This window comes from Bradyrhizobium sp. CCBAU 25360, from assembly GCF_028128695.1.
Lineage (GTDB): Bacteria > Pseudomonadota > Alphaproteobacteria > Rhizobiales > Xanthobacteraceae > Bradyrhizobium > Bradyrhizobium ottawaense.
In genome coordinates, this window is sequence record NZ_LBJA01000037.1 from 234160 (window position 1) to 251104 (window position 16945).

Annotated in this window: 25 protein-coding genes; 23 read left to right on the forward strand and 2 right to left on the reverse strand. The window is 63.6% G+C overall.

Translation table 11 applies throughout. The features are described 5' to 3' along the window. The first annotated feature begins 1 nt into the window (after window position 1). The 22 genes from rpsC (at window position 2) to XH81_RS15450 (ending at window position 13324) form a co-directional block, all read left to right on the forward strand. Window positions 2-727, forward strand: a complete 726-nt coding sequence (rpsC, locus tag XH81_RS15345; RefSeq protein WP_014494500.1) for a 30S ribosomal protein S3 — start codon at window positions 2-4, stop codon at window positions 725-727. Window positions 728-757: 30 nt separating this feature from the next. Beyond that, window positions 758-1171 carry a 50S ribosomal protein L16 gene (gene rplP / locus XH81_RS15350; protein WP_008136349.1) on the forward strand — a complete coding sequence of 138 codons (414 nt, stop codon included), beginning with the start codon at window positions 758-760 and terminating at the stop codon, window positions 1169-1171. A gap of 5 nt (window positions 1172-1176) precedes the next feature. After that, window positions 1177-1383 (forward strand): 50S ribosomal protein L29, encoded by a 207-nt coding sequence (rpmC, locus tag XH81_RS15355; RefSeq protein ID WP_026202715.1) that lies wholly within the window; start codon window positions 1177-1179, stop codon window positions 1381-1383. 13 nt (window positions 1384-1396) lie between these two features. Continuing rightward, the gene (rpsQ, locus tag XH81_RS15360; protein WP_007603028.1) at window positions 1397-1645 is read left to right on the forward strand and encodes a 30S ribosomal protein S17; all 249 of its coding nucleotides are present in this window, start codon (window positions 1397-1399) and stop codon (window positions 1643-1645) included. A gap of 83 nt (window positions 1646-1728) precedes the next feature. Continuing rightward, complete coding sequence (gene rplN / locus XH81_RS15365) at window positions 1729-2097, forward strand: 50S ribosomal protein L14 (protein ID WP_007603030.1); 369 nt, start codon at window positions 1729-1731, stop codon at window positions 2095-2097. Next, the gene (gene rplX, locus XH81_RS15370) at window positions 2097-2411 is read left to right on the forward strand and encodes a 50S ribosomal protein L24 (RefSeq protein ID WP_007603031.1); all 315 of its coding nucleotides are present in this window, start codon (window positions 2097-2099) and stop codon (window positions 2409-2411) included. Before rplN ends, rplX begins: the two co-directional genes overlap by 1 nt. Beyond that, complete coding sequence (rplE, locus tag XH81_RS15375; RefSeq protein ID WP_018322267.1) at window positions 2404-2961, forward strand: 50S ribosomal protein L5; 558 nt, start codon at window positions 2404-2406, stop codon at window positions 2959-2961. The genes rplX and rplE overlap by 8 nt, the downstream gene beginning before the upstream one ends. 46 nt (window positions 2962-3007) lie before the next feature. Beyond that, window positions 3008-3313, forward strand: coding sequence for a 30S ribosomal protein S14 (gene rpsN / locus XH81_RS15380; protein WP_018322268.1), 306 nt, complete (start codon window positions 3008-3010; stop codon window positions 3311-3313). Window positions 3314-3327: 14 nt separating this feature from the next. Then, window positions 3328-3726, forward strand: a complete 399-nt coding sequence (gene rpsH / locus XH81_RS15385) for a 30S ribosomal protein S8 (RefSeq protein WP_018322269.1) — start codon at window positions 3328-3330, stop codon at window positions 3724-3726. 16 nt (window positions 3727-3742) lie between these two features. After that, on the forward strand, window positions 3743-4276 hold the full coding sequence (gene rplF / locus XH81_RS15390) for a 50S ribosomal protein L6 (protein ID WP_028141004.1): 534 nt from the start codon (window positions 3743-3745) through the stop codon (window positions 4274-4276). A gap of 11 nt (window positions 4277-4287) precedes the next feature. Continuing rightward, entirely contained in the window at window positions 4288-4650 is a 363-nt protein-coding gene (gene rplR / locus XH81_RS15395) for a 50S ribosomal protein L18 (protein ID WP_007603036.1), read from the forward strand. A 44-nt stretch (window positions 4651-4694) separates the two neighbouring features. Continuing rightward, window positions 4695-5291 carry a 30S ribosomal protein S5 gene (gene rpsE / locus XH81_RS15400; protein ID WP_018322271.1) on the forward strand — a complete coding sequence of 199 codons (597 nt, stop codon included), beginning with the start codon at window positions 4695-4697 and terminating at the stop codon, window positions 5289-5291. Between the two features lie 23 nt (window positions 5292-5314). Continuing rightward, window positions 5315-5509, forward strand: a complete 195-nt coding sequence (gene rpmD / locus XH81_RS15405) for a 50S ribosomal protein L30 (RefSeq protein WP_018322272.1) — start codon at window positions 5315-5317, stop codon at window positions 5507-5509. Between the two features lie 15 nt (window positions 5510-5524). Further along, window positions 5525-6010 carry a 50S ribosomal protein L15 gene (gene rplO / locus XH81_RS15410; RefSeq protein WP_028141003.1) on the forward strand — a complete coding sequence of 162 codons (486 nt, stop codon included), beginning with the start codon at window positions 5525-5527 and terminating at the stop codon, window positions 6008-6010. 150 nt (window positions 6011-6160) lie between these two features. Beyond that, window positions 6161-7492: a preprotein translocase subunit SecY gene (gene secY, locus XH81_RS15415; RefSeq protein WP_028141002.1), complete on the forward strand. Its 1332-nt coding sequence runs from the start codon at window positions 6161-6163 to the stop codon at window positions 7490-7492. 83 nt (window positions 7493-7575) lie between these two features. Beyond that, window positions 7576-8700 carry a preprotein translocase subunit SecY gene (locus XH81_RS15420; RefSeq protein ID WP_240536483.1) on the forward strand — a complete coding sequence of 375 codons (1125 nt, stop codon included), beginning with the start codon at window positions 7576-7578 and terminating at the stop codon, window positions 8698-8700. Beyond that, window positions 8697-9587 carry an adenylate kinase gene (locus XH81_RS15425; RefSeq protein WP_028141000.1) on the forward strand — a complete coding sequence of 297 codons (891 nt, stop codon included), beginning with the start codon at window positions 8697-8699 and terminating at the stop codon, window positions 9585-9587. Before XH81_RS15420 ends, XH81_RS15425 begins: the two co-directional genes overlap by 4 nt. A 187-nt stretch (window positions 9588-9774) precedes the next feature. Next, the gene (gene rpsM, locus XH81_RS15430; RefSeq protein ID WP_008549231.1) at window positions 9775-10143 is read left to right on the forward strand and encodes a 30S ribosomal protein S13; all 369 of its coding nucleotides are present in this window, start codon (window positions 9775-9777) and stop codon (window positions 10141-10143) included. A gap of 121 nt (window positions 10144-10264) precedes the next feature. Next, on the forward strand, window positions 10265-10654 hold the full coding sequence (gene rpsK, locus XH81_RS15435; protein ID WP_007603045.1) for a 30S ribosomal protein S11: 390 nt from the start codon (window positions 10265-10267) through the stop codon (window positions 10652-10654). A gap of 112 nt (window positions 10655-10766) precedes the next feature. Then, window positions 10767-11798 (forward strand): DNA-directed RNA polymerase subunit alpha, encoded by a 1032-nt coding sequence (locus XH81_RS15440; protein WP_008136316.1) that lies wholly within the window; start codon window positions 10767-10769, stop codon window positions 11796-11798. Window positions 11799-11918: 120 nt separating this feature from the next. Further along, entirely contained in the window at window positions 11919-12335 is a 417-nt protein-coding gene (gene rplQ / locus XH81_RS15445; protein ID WP_018322277.1) for a 50S ribosomal protein L17, read from the forward strand. A 200-nt stretch (window positions 12336-12535) separates the two neighbouring features. After that, on the forward strand, window positions 12536-13324 hold the full coding sequence (locus tag XH81_RS15450) for an SDR family NAD(P)-dependent oxidoreductase (protein WP_028140999.1): 789 nt from the start codon (window positions 12536-12538) through the stop codon (window positions 13322-13324). Window positions 13325-13456: 132 nt separating this feature from the next. Here XH81_RS15450 and XH81_RS15455 read toward each other — a convergent pair whose 3' ends face one another. Beyond that, window positions 13457-14470: a zinc-binding alcohol dehydrogenase family protein gene (locus XH81_RS15455; RefSeq protein ID WP_028140998.1), complete on the reverse strand. Its 1014-nt coding sequence runs from the start codon at window positions 14468-14470 to the stop codon at window positions 13457-13459. 133 nt (window positions 14471-14603) lie between these two features. Between XH81_RS15455 and XH81_RS15460 the strand changes: the two genes are divergently transcribed. Beyond that, on the forward strand, window positions 14604-14981 hold the full coding sequence (locus XH81_RS15460) for a winged helix-turn-helix transcriptional regulator (RefSeq protein ID WP_028140997.1): 378 nt from the start codon (window positions 14604-14606) through the stop codon (window positions 14979-14981). A gap of 174 nt (window positions 14982-15155) precedes the next feature. Here the strand turns inward: XH81_RS15460 and XH81_RS15465 are convergent, their stop codons facing one another. Next, complete coding sequence (locus tag XH81_RS15465; protein ID WP_028140996.1) at window positions 15156-16769, reverse strand: OprO/OprP family phosphate-selective porin; 1614 nt, start codon at window positions 16767-16769, stop codon at window positions 15156-15158. Window positions 16770-16945: the final 176 nt, after the last annotated feature.

Here is a 16945-nt window from a genome sequence, read left to right on the forward strand (position 1 = left end):
GATGGGTCAAAAGATCAATCCGATCGGTCTGCGTCTCGGCATCAACCGCACCTGGGATTCCCGCTGGTTCGCCGGCAAGCAGGAATACGGCAAGCTGCTGCACGAGGACGTCAAGATCCGTGAGATCCTGCACAAGGAGCTCAAGCAGGCGGCCGTCGCCCGCATCGTGATCGAGCGTCCGCACAAGAAGTGCCGCGTCACCATCCACTCGGCTCGTCCGGGCGTGGTGATCGGCAAGAAGGGCGCCGACATCGACAAGCTGCGCAAGAAGGTCGCGGACATCACCTCGTCCGACGTCGTCATCAACATCGTCGAGATCCGCAAGCCGGAACTCGATGCGACGCTGGTGGCCGAGTCGATCGCGCAGCAGCTCGAGCGCCGCGTGGCGTTCCGCCGTGCCATGAAGCGCGCCGTTCAGTCGGCGATGCGTCTCGGCGCGGAAGGCATCCGCATCAACTGCTCGGGACGTCTGGGCGGTGCGGAAATCGCGCGCATGGAGTGGTATCGCGAAGGTCGCGTGCCGCTGCACACGCTGCGCGCCGACATCGACTACGGCGTTGCGACCGCGTTCACGACCTTCGGCACCTGCGGCGTCAAGGTCTGGATCTTCAAGGGCGAGATCCTCGAGCACGATCCGATGGCCCAGGACAAGAGAATGGCCGAAGGCGAGACGGGTGGCAGTGGTGATCGTGGTGGCCGTCAGCGCCGCGATACGGCTGCAGCCTAAAGCCGCACAGGAATTTGAGGGCTTAAAGCCATGATGCAACCTAAGAAAACGAAGTTCCGGAAGGCGCATAAGGGCCGCATCCACGGCGTTGCGTCTTCGGGCGCGACGTTGGCGTTCGGCCAGTTCGGCCTGAAGGCGACCGAGCCTGAGCGCGTCACCGCGCGCCAGATCGAAGCCGCTCGCCGCGCGCTGACCCGCCACATGAAGCGCGCCGGCCGCGTCTGGATCCGCGTGTTCCCCGACGTTCCGGTGTCGAAGAAGCCGGCCGAAGTCCGCATGGGCTCCGGCAAGGGTTCGCCGGAATTGTGGGTCGCGCGCGTCAAGCCGGGCCGGGTGCTGTTCGAGATCGACGGCGTCAACACCCAGACGGCGCGAGAGGCGCTGACCCTGGCGGCCGCCAAGCTGCCGATCAAGACGCGCTTCGTCGAGCGCATTGCGGAGTAATGGCCATGGCCCAGATGAAGATCGAAGACATCCGCGCGATGAGCCCCGACCAGCAGGACGACGCCGTCCTGAACCTGAAGAAGGAGCGCTTCAACCTGCGCTTCCAGCGCGCCACCGGGCAGCTCGAGAACACCTCGCGCCTGCGCGAGGCCCGCCGTGACATCGCCCGGATCAAGACCGTCGCCGCGCAGACGCGCGCGAAGAAGAAGTAAGAGGCTTACGAAGATGCCGAAACGTACTTTGCAGGGCGTGGTCGTCAGCGACAAGCAAGCCAAGACCATCGTGGTGCGCGTCGATCGCCGCTTCACGCACCCGATCTACAAGAAGACGATCCGCCGTTCGAAGAACTACCACGCGCACGACGAGAGCAACGAGTTCAAGCCGGGCGACATGGTGTGGATCGAGGAATCGAAGCCGATTTCGAAGTTGAAGCGCTGGGTCGTGATCCGGGGCGAACACAAGAAAAGCGCCTGATCTGTTGGCTTTAGCCGACTGACTTCAGGGAAATGTTGAGCGCCGGCTGGGCTGGCGCAAAGAGAAGAGGACGAGGTGCATCAATGATTCAGATGCAGACCAACCTCGACGTGGCCGACAATTCTGGCGCACGCCGTGTCATGTGTATCAAGGTGCTCGGGGGCTCCAAGCGCCGCTACGCCACGATCGGCGACATCATCGTCGTTTCGATCAAGGAAGCAATTCCGCGTGGCAAGGTGAAGAAGGGCGACGTGATGAAGGCCGTCGTGGTGCGCGTCCGCAAGGACATCCGCCGCGCCGACGGTTCGGTCATCCGCTTCGACCGCAACGCCGCCGTTCTGATCAACAACCAGTCCGAGCCGGTCGGCACCCGTATCTTCGGGCCCGTGCCGCGCGAGCTGCGCGCGAAGAACCACATGAAGATCATCTCGCTCGCGCCGGAGGTGCTGTGATGGCTGCCAAGATCCGCAAGGGCGACAAGGTCGTCGTGCTGACCGGCCGCGACAAGGGCCGCACCGGCGAAGTGTTCGAAGTGCGTCCCGACGCCGGCACGGCGCTCGTGCGCGGCATCAACATGGTCAAGCGTCATCAGAAGCAGACGCAGGCCCAGGAGGGCGGCATCATCTCGAAGGAGTCGCCGATCCAACTGTCCAACATCGCGTATGTCGGCAAGGACGGAAAGCCGACCCGCGTCGGATTCAAGATTCTGGCGGACGGCAAGAAGGTCCGCATCGCCAAGAGCTCGGGAGCTGAGATCGATGGCTGAGGCCGCTTACACGCCGCGCCTGCGCGCGGAATACGATGCGAAGATCCGCACGGCCATGACCGAGAAGTTCGGTTATGAGAACGTCATGCAGGTTCCGCGTCTGGACAAGGTCGTGCTGAACATGGGCGTTGGCGACTCCGTCAACGATCGCAAGAAGGCCGAGACCGCCGCTGCCGAGCTGACCCAGATCGCCGGCCAGAAGGCGATCGTGACCTATTCGCGTATCGCGATCGCGACCTTCAAGCTGCGTGAGAACCAGCCGATCGGCTGCAAGGTCACGCTGCGCAAGGCCCACATGTACGAGTTCATCGATCGCCTGGTGACGGTCGCGCTGCCGCGCGTCCGCGACTTCCGCGGCCTGAACCCGAAGAGCTTCGACGGCCGCGGCAACTACTCGCTCGGCATCAAGGAGCACATCATTTTCCCCGAGATCGACTTCGACAAGGTCACGGAAGCCCGCGGCATGGACATCACCGTCTGCACCACGGCCAAGACCGACGAAGAGGCGAGGGCCTTGTTGACCGCTTTCAATTTCCCGTTCCGGCAGTGAGACGCTGACCTAAAGCCTCTCAAACGCGGATACCCAGGAGCCAAGCATGGCAAAGAAGAGTTCAGTCGAGAAGAACAACCGGCGCAAGCGGATGGTGAAGAACGCCGCCGCCAAGCGCGAGCGGTTGAAGGCGATCATCGCCGACAAGAAGCTGCCGATGGAGGAGCGTTTCGCTGCGACGTTGAAGCTGGCGGAAATGCCGCGCAACTCGTCGGCAACCCGCATCCGCCTGCGCTGCGAGCTGTCGGGCCGCCCGCGCTCGAACTACCGCAAGAACAAGCTGTCCCGTATCGCGCTGCGCGAACTTGGCTCCAAGGGCATGGTCCCGGGCCTCGTGAAGTCCAGCTGGTAAGGAGGGTCGTTTAGATGTCTACGCACGATCCAATCAGCGATCTGATCACCCGTATCCGCAACGCGCAGATGCGCTCCAAGACCAAGGTCTCCACGCCTGGCTCGAAGATGCGCGAGAACGTGCTCGAGGTCCTCAAGTCCGAGGGCTACATCCGCGGTTACGCCACGCTCGAGCACTCCTCGGGCCGCAGCGAGATCGAGATCGAGCTGAAGTATTTCGACGGCGAGCCCGTCATCCGCGAGATCGAACGTGTTTCCAAGCCCGGGCGTCGCGTCTACGCCTCGGTGAAGAACCTGCCGCGGGTCAACAACGGGCTCGGCATTTCGGTGTTGTCGACGCCGAAGGGGATCATGGCCGACCACAGCGCGCGCGACGCGAATGTGGGCGGTGAAGTCCTCTTCACGGTGTTCTGAGAAGGATTTTTGATCCATGTCACGTGTTGGCAAAAGGCCTGTGGCGGTTCCGTCGGGTGTGACCGCGACCGTCGATGGGCAGACCGTCAAGATGAAGGGGCCGAAGGGCCAGCTTCAGTTCGTCGTTCATGACGACGTCGAGGTGAAGCTCGAGAGCGGCCAGATCATGGTCAAGCCGCGGCTCGAGACCAATCGCGCCCGCGCGCTCTACGGTACCGCTCGCGCCCAGGTCGCGAATCTGGTCGAAGGCGTCACCAAGGGCTTCGAGAAGAAGCTCGAGATCACCGGCGTCGGTTACCGCGCCGCGATGCAGGGCAAGAACCTGCAGCTCGCGCTCGGCTACAGCCACGACGTGATCTACACGATCCCCGAGGGGATCACGATCACCGTGCCGAAGCCGACCGAGATCACGGTGACGGGCAGCGACATCCAGCGCGTCGGCCAGGTTGCGGCCGAGATCCGCGGTTATCGCCCGCCGGAGCCCTACAAGGGCAAGGGCGTGAAGTATGTTGGCGAATTCATCTTCCGCAAGGAAGGCAAGAAGAAGTAACGGAGCCGGTCATGTCCAAAGCCAAGGTTACCAATGCCCGGCGCAAGCGGAGTGTGCGGCTGAAGCTGCGCCGCTCCGGTGGTGGTCGTCCGCGTCTGTCGGTGTTCCGCTCGTCCAAGCACATCTACGCCCAGGTCATCGACGACCTGAAGGGCGAGACGCTGGCCTCTGCCTCTTCGCTCGAGAAGTCGATGCGCGACGGCGGCAAGACCGGCGCCGACATCGATGCGGCGAAGGCGGTCGGCAAGCTGCTGGCCGAGCGCGCCGCCGAGAAGGGCGTCAAGGAAGTCGTGTTCGATCGCGGCAGCTACCTCTACCACGGGCGCGTCAAGGCTCTTGCCGACGCAGCGCGTGAGAGCGGGCTGAGCTTCTAACAGAATTTGAGGATTGAGGCGCAAGCCTCTGAAGGATTGGAAAAATGGCAGAACGCGAACAACGTGGTGGACGCGATCAACGCGGCGGCGGCGGACGTGAACGCAGGGAGCGCGAGGAGCGCGACAGCGAGTTCGTCGACAAGCTCGTCCACATCAACCGCGTGGCCAAGGTCGTCAAGGGCGGCAAGCGCTTCGGTTTCGCAGCGCTGGTCGTGATCGGCGACCAGAAGGGCCGCGCCGGCTTCGGTCACGGCAAGGCGCGCGAAGTGCCGGAGGCGATCCGCAAGGCCACCGAGTCCGCCAAGCGCAACCTGACCCGCGTCTCGCTGCGTGAGGGCCGCACGCTCCATCACGACATCGCCGGCCGTCATGGCGCGGGCCGTGTCTACCTGCGTGCAGCTCCCGCCGGTACCGGCATCATCGCCGGCGGCCCGATGCGCGCCGTGTTCGAGACGCTCGGCGTCCAGGACGTGGTCGCCAAGTCGATCGGCTCGTCGAACCCCTACAACATGGTTCGCGCGACCTTCGACGCGCTGAAGCATCAGGATTCGCCGCGTTCGGTCGCAGCCCGCCGCAACATCAAGGTGTCCACTCTGCAGTCCCGCCGTATCGGTGGTGATGCCGAGGCGGCTGCCGACTAACGGAAGCTCTGGAGTAGACTCCCATGGCCAAGGCCAGCAAGACGATCAAGCTCGAGCAGACCGGCAGCGCGATCCGGCGCCATCACTCGCAGCGCTCGACGCTGATCGGGCTCAAGCTCAACAAGATCGGTCGCACCAGCGAACTGCAGGACACCCCGGCAGTCCGTGGCATGATCGAGAAGGTTCACCATCTCGTCCGCATCGTCGACGAGAAGTAAATAAGGAGAAGGGCGATGAAGCTCAGCGATATCGCCGACAACGCCGGCTCGCGCAAGAAGCGCATGCGCGTCGGCCGTGGCATCGGTTCGGGCAAGGGCAAGCAGTCCGGCCGCGGCGGCAAGGGTCAGACCGCGCGTTCGGGCGTGCGCATCAAGGGTTTCGAAGGCGGCCAGATGCCGATGCATCGCCGTCTGCCCAAGCGCGGCTTCAACAACATCTTCCGTGTCGAGTTCGCCGAGATCAATCTCGACCGGCTCCAGGAAGCGGTCGATGCCAAGAAGATCGACGCCGGCAGCGTCGTGAACGTCGAGGCCTTGGTGAAGGGCGGCGTGCTGCGCCGGCCCAAGGGTGGCCTGCGGCTGCTCGGCCGCGGCGAGCTCAAGTCCAAGCTCAACATCGAAGTCCACGGCGCCACCAAGACCGCGATCGCCGCGGTCGAGAAGGCCGGCGGCTCGGTGAAGATCCTCGCCCCTGCCAAGGAAGAAGGCGAGGCGGCGTAACAACTGCGTCATTGGCCCGCGGCTCGCGGGCCTTTACGCGTGCGGGACGTGGACTTATCGAAGCCGAGCCCCAGATAATGTCCGGTGTCCGGTATAATGTAGCCCGGCCGCGGGCATGACGGCGCAATAGGCGGCGGGAGAAAGTCCAAGATGGCCTCTGCAGCGGAACAACTGGCAGCCAATCTCAATTTCGGTGCGTTTGCCAAGGCTGACGAACTGAAGAAGCGCATCTGGTTCACCCTGGGTGCGCTGCTCGTTTATCGGCTCGGGACCTACATCCCGCTCCCCGGCATCGATCCCAATATCTGGGAGCAGGTGTTCCGCTCCCAGGCGGGCGGCATCCTCGGCATGTTCAACATGTTCGCCGGCGGCGGCATCCACCGCATGGCGATCTTCGCCTTGAACATCATGCCGTATATCTCGGCCTCGATCATCATCCAGCTCCTCACCACCGTCTCGCCGCAACTCGAGGCGCTGAAGAAGGAAGGCGAGTCCGGCCGCAAGCTGCTGAACCAGTACACCCGCTATCTCACGGTGATCCTGGCCGCGTTCCAGTCCTACGGCATCGCGGTGGGCCTCGAGGGCGCCGGCAACGTCGTCAGCGACCCCGGCCTGTTCTTCCGCCTGTCCACCGCGATCACGCTGACCGGCGGCACCATGTTCCTGATGTGGCTGGGCGAGCAGATCACCTCGCGCGGCATCGGCAACGGCATCTCGCTGATCATTCTCGCCGGCATCGTCGCCGAACTGCCCGCCGCGCTCGCCAACATGCTCGAGCTCGGCCGTCAGGGCGCGATGTCGACCGGCCTGATCCTGGTCGTCATCATCATGGCGGTCGCCGTGATCGCCTTTATCGTGTTCATGGAGCGCGCGCAGCGCCGCCTCCTGATCCAGTATCCGAAGCGCCAGGTCGGCAACAAGATGTTCGAGGGCCAGTCCTCGCATCTGCCGCTCAAGCTCAACACCTCCGGCGTGATCCCGCCGATCTTCGCGTCCTCGCTGCTGCTGCTGCCGACCACGGTAGCGAACTTCAACGCGGGCAGCGGGCCGGAATGGTTCCAGTGGATCACGACCCAGCTCGGCCATGGCCGTCCGCTGTTCCTGATCATGTATCTGGCGCTGATCGTGTTCTTCGCCTTCTTCTACACCGCGATCGTGTTCAACCCGACCGAGACCGCGGACAATCTGAAGAAGCACGGCGGCTTCATTCCGGGCATCCGTCCCGGCGAGCGTACCGCGGAATATATCGACTACGTGCTCTCGCGCATCACCGTGCTCGGCGCGGTCTATCTGGCGATCGTCTGCTTGATCCCGGAGATCCTGATCTCCTACGCCTCGGTGCCGTTCTACTTCGGCGGCACCTCGCTGCTGATCGTGGTCAGCGTCACCATGGACACGGTGGCACAGGTGCAGGGTTATCTGCTGGCGCATCAGTACGAAGGCCTGATCCGCAAGTCGAAGCTGCGCGGCCGCCGTAGATGAGAAGGGAGCTCGCGCGCCGGATCGCTTTCACGATTGGCGCGCTGCTCCTCTTCAGGCTCGGCACCCAGGTCCCGTTCGTCGGGATGGGGGCGCCGGGCCCGTCGTTCTCAGGCGAACATGTGGTTCGCTTTTCGATCTTCGCGCTCGGTATCCTTCCCTATCTGACGGCCGCGATCGTCGTCCGGCTTGTTTCGCTGGTATCGCGGCGCTTGAGTTCGCTCGAGAGATCGGGCGAGCGCGGCCGGCGCAGGATCTCCGGCTACACGCTGATCGTGACTCTGGTCTTCACCACCTTCCAGGCCTACGGCTACGCCTCGACCATTCGGACAATTCCGGCGCTGGTCCCCGATCCCGACGAATGGCCCGTGCTCGCGGCCACGGCCTCGATCGTGGGTGGCGTGTTCGTCCTGGTCTGGCTCAGCGAACAGATCACCCGCCACGGCATCGGCAATGGCCTGGCGCTGCTGCTCAGCGTCAATATTCTCGTTCATGTCCCGGTCGACATCGCCGGCATCGCACGCCTTCTGCAGGACGGCCAGGTATCCGGCAGTGTCGTGCTGGTCCACGCGATCGTCTGGATCGGGGTCATCGCCCTGATCGTCTTCGTCGAGGGTGCGCGACGCAATGTCGGCGTCGAGTTCGCCGAGCGCAGACTCGGAGATCGCCTGCTGCCCGCGCGAGCAGCGATTCTCCCGATCAAGATCAACAGCGCAGGTTTTCTGGTGCCGGCCACGGTGGCGCCCTGGATCCTGTTTCTGCCGGTGGCCGGTTTGGCCTACGTCTTTGGTGCCGATACGCCGTGGGTCGCCGCCGCCTACCGGCACCTTGGTTTTGGCATGCTGGCCCATCTGGTGCTTGGATCGGTTGCGATCTTTGTGCTGGCCTTCATCTACACGGCCTACGTCGTCGATCCCGAGCACGCGGCCAAATCCCTGGCCGCGCGCGACGGCACGATTCCCGGTGTCGCGCCGGGCGAGGCGACCGCCGACTATCTCGACCGCGTCGTGTCATTGACGACAGTCGTCGGAGCCGTCTACCTGACTGTGTTGCAGTTGATTCCGGAGGTCTTCGAGCTTTACGGGATCGGGCTGCCTTATAGTATGATGATCAATGGCGGTGGGGCGCTGGTTGTGGTTTGCACCGCTCTTGATATCAAAACACAGGTGCGCGACGTATCGCTCACCAATCCGGGGGGCGTACGCCGATGAGAATTATACTTCTGGGACCGCCGGGGTCGGGCAAGGGGACCCAGGCGCAGTTGCTGGTGCAACGCTATGGCATCGTCCAGCTCTCGACCGGCGAGATGCTGCGTGCCGCGGTTGCGGCCGGTACGCCGGTCGGGCTGAAGGCCAAGGAGATCATGGCCAGCGGTGGTCTCGTACCCGACGAGGTCGTGGTCGGAATCATCTCCGATCGGATCGACCAGCCGGACGCCAAGAACGGTTTCATCCTCGACGGTTTCCCGCGCACCGTGCCGCAGGCCGAGGCGCTGGACGAGCTGCTCAAGCACAAGCACCTCAAGCTCGACGCCGTGATCGAGCTCCGCGTCAACGAGAGCGCGCTGCTGAACCGTGTCGAGACCCGCGTCGCCCAGATGCGTGAGCGCGGGGAGGAGGTCCGACTCGACGACACGCCGGAGGTCCTGACCAAGCGCTTAGCCAGCTACCGCAACCAGACGGAACCGCTGATTCACTACTATTCCGAGCGGCGCAAGCTCTCGACCATCGACGGTATGATGGCCATCGACGAGGTCACCCGCGCCATTCATCGCCAGCTCCTGGCGTTAGGGGCAGTCGAGCCCAAGACCCACGCCAAAAGCGCAGCCAAGGCGGGCCCGGCCAAGAAGGCCAAGGCCAGCAAGAAGGCGAGCAAGAAAGCCAGGAAAACAGCCAAACAGCCCTCCAAAACGACCAAAAAACCCGCCAAATCGGCCAAAAAGGCCGCCAAGACGGCGGTGAGGGGCCCCAAGAAGACGGCCAAGAAAGCCGGCAAGAAAGCGGCGAAAAAGGCAGCCCAAAAGACCGCCAAGAAGGCTGTCAAAAAGGGTGCCAAAAAGGCCGCAAAAAAGGTCACGAAAAAGCGAGCTAAGCGCTAGCAGCGGTTGACGAAAGCCCCTGGAATCCCCTAATAAGCCCCGCATCCAAGTCGGATAGTTTCAAACGATGCCGGGCCCCAGGAAGACCAGGGGTGGGCGTCGTGTTCGCGTTTGTGAACACCTGCCCGAGAAACCAAGCACTTAAAGACCGGTTCCTGACGAGGGATCGGCAACAGGAGAGAAGGCCGTGGCCCGTATTGCCGGCGTGAACATCCCGACCAACAAGCGCGTGCTGATCGCGCTCCAGTATATCCATGGCATCGGTCAGAAGATCGCCGGTGAGATCCTGGAGAAGGTGAAGATCCCCGTGGATCGTCGCGTCAATCAGCTGAGCGACGCCGAAGTGCTCCAGATCCGCGAAGTGATCGACCGCGACTATCTCGTCGAGGGCGACCTGCGTCGTGAGGTCGGCATCAACATCAAGCGTCTGATGGACCTCGGCTGCTATCGCGGCCTGCGTCATCGTCGCGGCCTGCCGGTACGCGGCCAGCGCACCCACACCAATGCGCGCACGCGCAAGGGTCCGGCCAAGGCCATCGCCGGCAAGAAGAAGTAAGTTTCGAATCCAATCGCGGCGTGTGGCGAACAGGGATGACCCGTTCGCCACGCGCCTTTCGTTCCACAGGTGTAGCCGCTGGCATTACGGCGGCGTTTGAGATCTTCAGGAAAGGTACTCTATGGGCAAGGAAGCCACCCGCGTTCGTCGTCGTGAGCGCAAGAACATCGCCTCCGGCGTCGCGCACGTGAACTCGTCGTTCAACAACACGACCATCACCATCACCGACGCGCAGGGCAACACGATTGCCTGGTCTTCCGCCGGCACGATGGGCTTCAAGGGCTCGCGCAAGTCGACCCCGTACGCCGCGCAGGTTGCCGCCGAGGATGTGTCCAAGAAGGCGCAGGAGCACGGCATGCGCACGCTGGAAGTCGAAGTCGCAGGTCCCGGTTCGGGCCGCGAGTCGGCGCTCCGCGCGCTTCAGGCCGCGGGCTTCACCGTCACCTCGATCCGTGACGTGACCACGATCCCGCACAACGGTTGCCGTCCCCGCAAGCGTCGGCGCGTTTGATTTCGAGTTGCGGGCGCATTGGCGCCCGCAATGACTTTTCTAAGAAGCCGCGGGAATGATCCGCGGCCTTTCTCCAACGCCAGTATTTGAGCTTTCAAATTGACTGGCCTGTATGGGTGAAACAGTGACGATCCAGAAAAATTGGCAAGAACTGATTCGACCGAACAAGCTCCAGGTCACGCCCGGCAGCGATTCGAACCGTTTCGCGACCATCGTCGCCGAGCCGCTCGAGCGCGGCTTCGGCCAGACGCTCGGCAACGCGCTGCGCCGCATCCTGCTCTCCTCGCTCCAGGGCGCGGCAGTGCAGTCGGTGCACATCGACGGCGTGCTGCACGAGTTCTCCTCGATCGCTGGCGTTCGTGAGGACGTCACCGACATCGTGCTCAACATCAAGGACATCTCGATCAAGATGCAGGGCGAAGGCCCCAAGCGCATGGTCGTGAAGAAGCAGGGCCCGGGCGTCGTCACCGCCGGCGACATCCAGACCGTCGGCGACGTCGTGGTGCTGAACCCCGATCTGCAGATCTGCACCCTCGACGAGGGCGCGGAGATCCGCATGGAGTTCACGGTCGCCACCGGCAAGGGCTACGTGCCCGCCGAGCGCAACCGCCCCGAGGACGCGCCGATCGGCCTGATCCCTGTTGACAGCCTGTACTCGCCGGTCCGCAAGGTCTCCTACAAGGTCGAGAACACCCGCGAGGGCCAGATCCTCGACTACGACAAGCTGACCATGACGATCGAGACCAACGGCGCGATCTCGCCGGATGACTCCGTGGCTTACGCCGCGCGCATCCTGCAGGATCAGCTCAACGTGTTCGTCAACTTCGAAGAGCCGCGCAAGGAAGTTGCCCAGGAGATCATCCCGGACCTCGCCTTCAACCCGGCCTTCCTCAAGAAGGTGGACGAGCTCGAGCTGTCGGTGCGTTCGGCCAACTGCTTGAAGAACGACAACATCGTCTACATCGGCGACCTCGTGCAGAAGAGCGAGGCGGAAATGCTCCGCACTCCGAACTTCGGCCGCAAGTCGCTGAACGAGATCAAGGAAGTGCTGGCCCAGATGGGTCTGCATCTCGGCATGGAAGTGCCGGGCTGGCCGCCGGAGAACATCGACGAGCTCGCCAAGCGCTTCGAGGATCACTACTGATCCGAGCTACGACAGGCTAAAGCGCGAGTTCATCGCGCTTTAGCGGGCGAACGCAGGCAGCCCACCTGAGCAACATGTCCGACGAACCGTCGCGGCAGTTTTTACGTAAGGAATAGTCACATGCGTCACGGCAAGGTTCATCGGAAGCTCAATCGCACTGCCGAGCATCGCCGCGCGATGTTCGCCAATATGTGCGCCGCGCTGATCAAGCACGAGCAGATCGTCACCACGCTGCCGAAGGCGAAGGAATTGCGTCCGATCGTCGAGAAGCTCGTCACCCTCGGCAAGAAGGGTGGGCTGGCCATGCGCCGCCAGGCCATCTCCGAGATGCGCGACAAGGACCAGGTCAAGAAGCTGTTCGACGTGCTGGCGCCTCGCTACAAGGACCGTCAGGGCGGCTACACCCGCATCATCAAGGCCGGCTTCCGCTACGGCGACAATGCCGCGATGGCCGTGATAGAGTTCGTCGATCGCGACGTCGATGCCAAGGGCCAGGATTCCGGTCCGGTGCAGGAGAAGGAAGCCGAGGCGGCGTAAGCCGATCGGCATTGAATTCGAGAGCGGCGCCTTCGGGCGCCGCTTTTTTTTGGCCGGCGCCGTACCTTATCGGTGCTTGCGGTATCGTCCCGGCTTTCGCCGTGACGACGAGTCCATGCCTTCCTCACGCCTGAGTGAGCGCCAATTGCGGTCTCATGTCGAGCGCCCGATATCTCCACCGACATTGATGGAGATGAGACATGAACATCGACCTTTCCGGAAAGACCGCCCTCGTAACCGGCTCGACGGCCGGCATCGGCCACGCCATCGCCAAAGGCCTCGCGGCCTCCGGCGCGAGTGTCGTGATCAACGGGCGCGGCCAGGACAAGGTCGATGCCGCCGTGCGCAAGCTGGAAGGGACGGGCGCGAAGGTGCGCGGTATCGCTGCCGACGTCTCGACCGCGGCGGGCTGCAAGGCGCTCGTTGCGGCGCTGCCAGAGGTCGACATCCTCATCAACAACGCCGGCATCTTCGAGCCCAAGGATTTCTTCGAGATTCCGGACGAGGACTGGAGCCGCTTCTTCGAAGTCAACGTCATGAGCGGCGTGCGGTTGTCGCGCGCTTATCTGAAGGGCATGCTCAAGCGCAACTGGGGCCGCATCGTCTTCATCTCATCGGAGTCCGGGCTCAACATTCCCGTCGAGATGATCCACTACGGCATGAGCAAGACGGCCCAGCTCTCGGTCGCGCGCGGTCTTGCGCAGCTTACCCGCGGCACCGGCGTCACCGTCAATTCCGTGCTGCCGGGCCCGACCATGTCGGAGGGCGTCGAGACTTTTGTGAAAGATCTCGCGAAGCAGAACGGTCAGTCCGTGGACGAGGCCGCCGCCAATTTCGTCAAGCAGCATCGCCCGAGCTCGCTGTTGCAACGCTTCGCCAGTGTCGACGAGATCGCCAACATGGTGGTCTATGTTGCGTCGAAGCAAGCGTCCGCGACCAACGGTGCGGCGCTGCGGGCCGAGGGCGGCATCGTCAATACCATCGCCTAGGTGAGGCGGTAGGGTGGGTTAGCCGAGCAGATGCGCGAAGCGCATCTGCTCGGCGTAACCCACCACTGGTACTATCCGCGGACGCAGAAGAGGTGGGTTACGCTGCGCTAACCCACCCTACGAGGCCTTCGCCTACCACCCCTCCAGCACGATCTTGCCGCGCGACTTGCCGCTCTCGAGCAGCGCATGCGCGCGCTTGAGGTTGGCAGCGTTGATCGTGCCGAAAGTCTGGTCGAGCGTGGTACGCAGCACGCCCTTGTCGATGAGGTCGGCGACGTCGTTCAGCAGATGATGCTGCGCGATCATGTCTGATGTCTGGAACGAGGAGCGCGTGAACATCGATTCCCAGTGCACCGAGATCGCCTTGCCCTTGAACGTGCCCATGGTGAATTCCGGGGGATCGTCGATCAGGCCGAACCGGCCCTGCGGCGCCATGAACTCGGCGATCGCCTTGTAGTGCTGATCGGTGAAGGTGAGGCTCGCCACCAGCGCGACCGGCGGCAGCTTGAGCTTCTCGATCTGCTCCTTCATCGGTTTTCCGTGGTCGATCACCGCATGCGCGCCGAGATCGAGGCACCATTTCTGCGAGTCCGGCCGCGTCGCGGTCGCAACCACCGTCAATCCGGTGAGGCGGCGGGCGAGCTGGATCAGTATCGAGCCGACGCCGCCGGCGCCGCCCGTGATCAATAGCGTACGCGGATCGACGCTCTTGCCGGGCACCGCGCCGAGCCGATCGAACAGCAATTCCCAGGCGGTGATGGAGGTGAGGGGAAGGGCAGCGGCTTGCGCGAACGAGAGGCTCTTCGGCTTGTTGCCGACGATGCGCTCGTCGACCAGATGGAATTCGGAATTGGTCCCCTGGCGCAGGATCGAGCCTGCGTAGAACACCTCGTCGCCCGGCTTGAACAGCGTGACCTCGGGCCCGACGGCATCGACCACGCCGGCCGCGTCATAACCCAGGATCTTGGTCTCGCCCTCGGGCGGCGCTGCGCGCTTGCGCACCTTGTAATCGACCGGATTGGCCGAGATCGCCTTCACGGCGACGCGGATGTCGCGCCCTCCGGGCTCGGGCTTTGCGGTTTCGAAATCGATCAGCGCATCCTGATCCTCGATCGGAAGCGATTTCTTGTAGCCGACGGCTTTCATGGCTTGTCTCCATCAGATGCGCGCAGCTTGGCATGGGCGCGCCTGGCCTGCTAACTGTCCCGCTAGCTCCAATTTGGCAAGTACTGTAAATTCGGGGGTATAGTCCCTGTTTGGATACTATTGGGGAACACGCATGAAACGGCGCAATTTTGCCCGGCGCCCGGGCTGCTCGGTCGAAGCGACGCTGGATCTGATCGACGGCAAGTGGAAGGGCGTGATCCTCTACCATCTGCAGAGCGGCACCCAGCGCTTCGGCGAATTGCGCCGCCGGATGCCCGGCATCACCCAGCGCATGCTGACAAAGCAGCTGCGTGCGCTGGAGGAGGACAAGCTCGTCATCCGCAAGGTCTATGCCGAGGTGCCACCGCGCGTCGAATATTGCCTCTCCGACCTCGGCGAGAGCCTCAAGCCCGTGATCGATATCCTGAAGGCCTGGGGCGAGAGCCATCAGCAGCGCCTGTCCTGCGCGCCGGCGCCGGCCGTGGTGAAGAAGCCGAAGCGCGCGGCGTGAGTTTGTCCAAGGTGGCGCCGCACTCTCGGTGTCATCCCCGCGAACGCGGGGATCCATAACCCCAGGAAGAAGTTTCAGCACGAGCTGCCAACTCCGAGCCTTCGCCAAACTACTCCCTGTGGTTATGGGTCCCGGGTTCCCGCGGTCGCGCGCCCCGGGACGACGTCCATGGCCTCAGAACGCGAATTGCGTGCGCATCGCGACCGCGTCGAACTTCGAGCCGACGTCTGCGGTCGAGATCGGCGAGGCTTGCCTCGACACCGTGCCATGCAGATAGTCGAGCATGAAGCGGACGTTGCCGTTGACGTACCAGTTGAGCGCCAGCGTGTAGACGGTCTGCCGGCCGCCGGCGATGCCGGTTGCTGTGCCCAACTGATTGTTGAGGTCGACCGTCGAGAAGCGCCCCGCGATCTCCCACGCACCCCAGCCGCCGCCTTCGAGCGAGAACGGATGCGCCGGCTTGACGCCGCTATAGGCCGCGTTCGCCGCGTTGTAGCTGCGGCCTTCGCCCGTCAGCACGTAGCCGGCCTGCGCGTAGCCGCCCTGGAATTTCAGGCTGGATGCGCCGACCAGCGGCACGCCGGTGTTGGCGGTCCGGTCGACATTGTACCAGAAATATTCGCCCTGAACGATGAGCGGACCGTAGGTTGCGGCCGCTTCGACACTATAGACCTGCGCGCCCGAGACATTGGCGATCGCGCCGGTCGAGATCAGCGTGGTCGGGTCGAGACGCAATTCCGGACGATCGCTGAGCGTGACGGTTTGCGTGTTGGCGATGAGATTGCGCGGCGGCTGGATCAGCCATTGGGCGTCGGCACCGATATGCACCGAATAGTCCTTGCCGCTGATCGGGTTGCCGGCAATGCGCGCCACAGCGCCGTATTGCTCGCTCGTACCTGCCGGCGCCGCGCTTGAAGCCGAGTGGATCGCACCGGTCGACGGCCCCGTGACATAGCCGCCGATCCAGAGCTGGTCGTTGTACCAGCGCGTACCGGCCGCGGAGCGGAAGTCGCCGGCAGCGATATTGGTGGCGATGATGCCGGCCGAGGCGCGCTCCATGAACATGATGTCATTGGAGCTCGTGGCCTCATCGAGCGTGTAGGGCAGATCCATGATGCCGGCTTCGATCGCCATCTTGCCGCCGAACGGCTTCAAGCCGGTGTAGCTGAGATAGGCATTTTCGACGCCGGAGACGCCGCCGCCCGGCAGTGATCCAGGAGCCGTGCCGCCAAAACCGTCGGACGAGCCGCCAAAATCGTAGACCAGCGCGAAGTTCCAGTCGTTGAAGAATTTGCCGGTGACGCCGATGCGCGCGCGGCGGACGTTCTGGCCGCTGTCGAGCTTCTGCGGCACGGTCGCCGCCGTGTTGGGACGATAGTCATAGCCGCCGACATCCCAGTGCAGGCGGCTGGTGATGGCGACGCAATTTGCCTGGTCCGCGGTGCAGATGGTCGGCCGGTTGTTCGGCATGGTCACGACCACGCCGGACGCAGTCGCCGGTCCCTTGACGGGGATCGCCGCGTTCGCGTTGGCCACCACCGCCTTCGCCTCCGAGCGCGCTTCGGCTTTGGCCTCGGCCTTTGCTTCGGCCTTGGCTTTTGCCGTGGCCGCCGTGTTTGCGGCGGTCTGGCTCTGGAGCTTGTCGAGCTTCTGCTCCAGCATCTTCAACTGTTGTTTGAGCAGCGCGATCTCCTGCTCGCTGCTGCTTGCTGATTGGGCCTGGGCCTGCGAGGCCGCCAACGCTCCGGCGAGGCCGATCGCCGTGGCTGCAATCCTTGTCCTGCTCACGTCATGACTCCATCGTTTGACGAAAATTCTAAGCCGCCGGCGGAAGAGCCTAGGTATGATAGATGACTGCCCCGCGACGCTGCGCCCCGTTAAGCGGGTTCCTGCTGATGCAAATTCGCCGCAACCGAATCCCCTCGGCTCCACAATGCGGGATGATGCACATCATGCCAATCGAG

Bases quoted from the DNA above. Each gene is read 5' to 3' on its own strand.
- rplO (WP_028141003.1), top strand. From the start codon at position 5,525: ATGAAGCTCAGCGATATCGCCGACAACGCCGGCTCGCGCAAGAAGCGC.
- rpmC (WP_026202715.1), top strand. From the start codon at position 1,177: ATGGCCCAGATGAAGATCGAAGACATCCGCGCGATGAGCCCCGACCAG.
- rpsC (WP_014494500.1), top strand. From the start codon at position 2: ATGGGTCAAAAGATCAATCCGATCGGTCTGCGTCTCGGCATCAACCGC.
- rpsH (WP_018322269.1), top strand. From the start codon at position 3,328: ATGTCTACGCACGATCCAATCAGCGATCTGATCACCCGTATCCGCAAC.
- rplE (WP_018322267.1), top strand. From the start codon at position 2,404: ATGGCTGAGGCCGCTTACACGCCGCGCCTGCGCGCGGAATACGATGCG.
- secY (WP_028141002.1), top strand. From the start codon at position 6,161: ATGGCCTCTGCAGCGGAACAACTGGCAGCCAATCTCAATTTCGGTGCG.
- rplP (WP_008136349.1), top strand. From the start codon at position 758: ATGATGCAACCTAAGAAAACGAAGTTCCGGAAGGCGCATAAGGGCCGC.
- rplX (WP_007603031.1), top strand. From the start codon at position 2,097: ATGGCTGCCAAGATCCGCAAGGGCGACAAGGTCGTCGTGCTGACCGGC.
- rplR (WP_007603036.1), top strand. From the start codon at position 4,288: ATGTCCAAAGCCAAGGTTACCAATGCCCGGCGCAAGCGGAGTGTGCGG.
- rplQ (WP_018322277.1), top strand. From the start codon at position 11,919: ATGCGTCACGGCAAGGTTCATCGGAAGCTCAATCGCACTGCCGAGCAT.
- XH81_RS15420 (WP_240536483.1), top strand. From the start codon at position 7,576: ATGGGGGCGCCGGGCCCGTCGTTCTCAGGCGAACATGTGGTTCGCTTT.
- XH81_RS15455 (WP_028140998.1), bottom strand. From the start codon at position 14,470: ATGAAAGCCGTCGGCTACAAGAAATCGCTTCCGATCGAGGATCAGGAT.
- XH81_RS15440 (WP_008136316.1), top strand. From the start codon at position 10,767: ATGGGTGAAACAGTGACGATCCAGAAAAATTGGCAAGAACTGATTCGA.
- rplN (WP_007603030.1), top strand. From the start codon at position 1,729: ATGATTCAGATGCAGACCAACCTCGACGTGGCCGACAATTCTGGCGCA.
- rpsK (WP_007603045.1), top strand. From the start codon at position 10,265: ATGGGCAAGGAAGCCACCCGCGTTCGTCGTCGTGAGCGCAAGAACATC.
- rpmD (WP_018322272.1), top strand. From the start codon at position 5,315: ATGGCCAAGGCCAGCAAGACGATCAAGCTCGAGCAGACCGGCAGCGCG.
- rpsE (WP_018322271.1), top strand. From the start codon at position 4,695: ATGGCAGAACGCGAACAACGTGGTGGACGCGATCAACGCGGCGGCGGC.
- rpsN (WP_018322268.1), top strand. From the start codon at position 3,008: ATGGCAAAGAAGAGTTCAGTCGAGAAGAACAACCGGCGCAAGCGGATG.
- rplF (WP_028141004.1), top strand. From the start codon at position 3,743: ATGTCACGTGTTGGCAAAAGGCCTGTGGCGGTTCCGTCGGGTGTGACC.
- XH81_RS15460 (WP_028140997.1), top strand. From the start codon at position 14,604: ATGAAACGGCGCAATTTTGCCCGGCGCCCGGGCTGCTCGGTCGAAGCG.
- XH81_RS15450 (WP_028140999.1), top strand. From the start codon at position 12,536: ATGAACATCGACCTTTCCGGAAAGACCGCCCTCGTAACCGGCTCGACG.
- XH81_RS15425 (WP_028141000.1), top strand. From the start codon at position 8,697: ATGAGAATTATACTTCTGGGACCGCCGGGGTCGGGCAAGGGGACCCAG.
- rpsQ (WP_007603028.1), top strand. From the start codon at position 1,397: ATGCCGAAACGTACTTTGCAGGGCGTGGTCGTCAGCGACAAGCAAGCC.